Origin of the sequence: Streptomyces sp. NPDC007875 (genome assembly GCF_042868035.1) — a bacterium.
Taxonomy (GTDB): domain Bacteria; phylum Actinomycetota; class Actinomycetes; order Streptomycetales; family Streptomycetaceae; genus Streptomyces; species Streptomyces antimycoticus.
This window is the reverse complement of sequence record NZ_JBIADZ010000099.1, coordinates 1-2,560: the sequence shown is the minus strand read 5'-3', so window position 1 is coordinate 2,560 and position 2,560 is coordinate 1. Positions and strand designations below refer to the sequence as shown.

Sequence of the window (2,560 nt, the reverse complement as noted above, 5' to 3'; positions counted from 1 at the left end):
AACCCCAACACCACCGCCACACCACCCCGCACCACATCCACCACCACATCCAACCGAGCACCAGCCCCCAACCCCACCAACCGCGCAGCCAACCCCGAAGCCCCCACCTCACCAGCCGCCATCCGCCGCCCAACCCGACCGGACACCAACCCGCGCAACACCGCCGGAAGATCCCCACCCGCCACCCCGGCCGGATCGACGGCGGCGGCGACACACAGCGGGCCATCCTGCGCACAGGCGGCGTCGAGCAGGCCCAGCGCCTTCTCGCTGGACATCGGGGCGATGCCCGAGCGGGACATCCGGGCCCGGTCCGTCGCGGCGAGCTTTCCGGTCATCTCGCTGGCCTGGGCCCACAGGCCCCACGCCACCGACAGCCCCGGCAGGCCACGGGCCTGACGGTGTGCGGCGAGGGCATCACAAAAGGCGTTCGCCGCCGCGTAGTTGGCCTGCCCCGGGCTGCCCATGACCCCGGCGGCCGATGAGAACATCGCGAACAGCGACAGTGGAAGGTCGGCGGTGGCGGTGTGCAGATGCGCCGCGCCCGTGGCCTTGGCCGCCCACACCCGGGCCAGCCGTTCGGGTGTCTGCGAGGTCATCACCGCGTCGTCGAGCAGCCCCGTGGCATGGATGACACCGGTCAGCGGATGCTCGGCATCGACCCCCGCCACCAGCTCGGCCACCGCCGAGGCGTCCGTGACGTCCACGGCGGTGATCCGCACCCGCGCACCCAGCCCTTCCAGGCGGGCGGCCAGGTCGTGGGCGCCTGGGGCGTCCGGCCCGCGACGGCTCACCAGAAGCAGATGGCCGACCTGCCAGGTGCGCACCAGATGCTCGGCCACCAGACCGCCCAAGGTGCCGGTGCCGCCCGTTACCAGCACGGTGCCGTCAGGATCGAGCGCCGCCGGGTTGTCCCGCTCCTCCGGACCGCTGTCGGCGCAGGCACGGATCAGCCGTGGCACCCAGGCCCGGCCATCGCGTACGGCCAACTGCGGCTCATCCAGGTCCACCGCCTGTGTGATGGCCTCCCGCAGGTGAAGACCGAGGTCTCGATCTACATCCACCAGTTCAAGGTCGAGCAGAACGAAGCGTCCCGGATTCTCCGCCTGCGCGCTCCGCAGGAGACCCCACAGCGCGGCGGCAGCCACGTCCGTACCACCCTCGGCGTCGGCGACGGCGACCGCGCCACGCGTCACCACGACCAACCGGGTATCGGCCAGCCGCGGCTCGGCCAGCCACTTCTGCACCAGCTCCAGGGCGTGTTGTGCCACCGCCAGACCAGCAGCCGCCAAGTCGGTCGCGGCGTAGGCGTCGGCATCCGAGCGCCGGAACTCGGCGAGAACCACGGCCGGGACCGGCTTCCCCTCATCGAGCCCCGAGAGAAACGCCTCCAGATCCGGATAGGCCCCCTCGGTCGCCAGCACCCCCCAACTCTCGCGATCGGCCACCGGTCCATCGGCTCCTGTGGGCTGCGGCAGTGGGGTCCAGTCCAGGACGAACAGACCGTCCACACCACGTGCCGCCGCAGCCCCCCGCAACTGCTCTGCGGACGCCGGTCGCGTCACCAGGGAGTCGACCGTCAGAACGGGGTCGCCCACGGCATCGGCCACCACCAGCCGCAGCCCGCGCTCGCCCTCGGCGCCGTCCCCATGCGGGGTGAGCCGCACGCGTACGGTGCTCGCTCCAGCGGCCCACAGCGACACCCCGTTCCAGGCGAACGGCAGCAGCACCTGGCCGCCGTCCCGCTCCCGCTCGGATCCGGTGTCGAGCAGGAGAGCCGGATGCAGAGCCGCGTCAAGCAGGGCGGGGTGGATGCCGAAGCCGTCCGCGTCCCCCGCCGCCTCGGGCAGCGCCACCTCGGCCAACAGGTCAGCGCCGTCCCGCCACACGGCACGCAGCCCCTGGAACGACGGCCCGTACGCATAGCCCGCCGCCGCGGAACGCTCGTAGAACCCCTCCAGATCCACCGGTTTCGCGCTCGCCGGAGGCCATGTTCCGCCCAGTCCCTCGGCCGACTGCCCCGGGCCTTCCGGTGCCGGGCTCAGCACTCCTTCGGCGTGGCATAGCCAGCCCGCATCGGCGGACGCGTCGGCCTCGCCGTCCGGACGGGAGTAGATCCGCACATCGCGCCGCCCGTCCTCCGCCGCAGCGCCCACCACCACCTGGACGCGCAGCCCGCCCGACTCCGGCAGTACCAACGGCACTTGGAGCGCCAGCTCCTCGATCCCACCGCAGCCGACCTCGTCGGCCGCCCGCAACGCCCACTCCACCAGCGCCGCGCCCGGTGCCAGGACGGCGTTCGCCACGATGTGTTCGCCGAGCCAGTCGTCACCGCCGCCGGCCGCGATACGCCCGGTGAGCAGGTGGGTGCTTCCATCGGCGAGTTCCACGGCGGCGCCCAGCAACGGATGCCCCGCGGCGACGAGGCCGAGGCCGCTGGGGTCGCCGACCGCGCCCGAGGCGTTCATCCAGTAGCGCTGGTGCTGGAAGGCGTACGTGGGCAGATCGACCGTACGAGGCGTGGGGTCGGCCGGGAACGCGGCCCGCCAGTCCACCCCGACCC

Annotated in this window: 1 protein-coding gene; it reads right to left on the bottom strand. The window is 72.9% G+C overall.

Features of this window, described 5'->3' with window-relative positions; genetic code table 11:
• Nucleotides 1-2,560, bottom strand: a 2,560-nt coding sequence (locus tag ACFYOY_RS49055) for a type I polyketide synthase (protein WP_388594634.1), incomplete at both ends; no start/stop codon positions are given.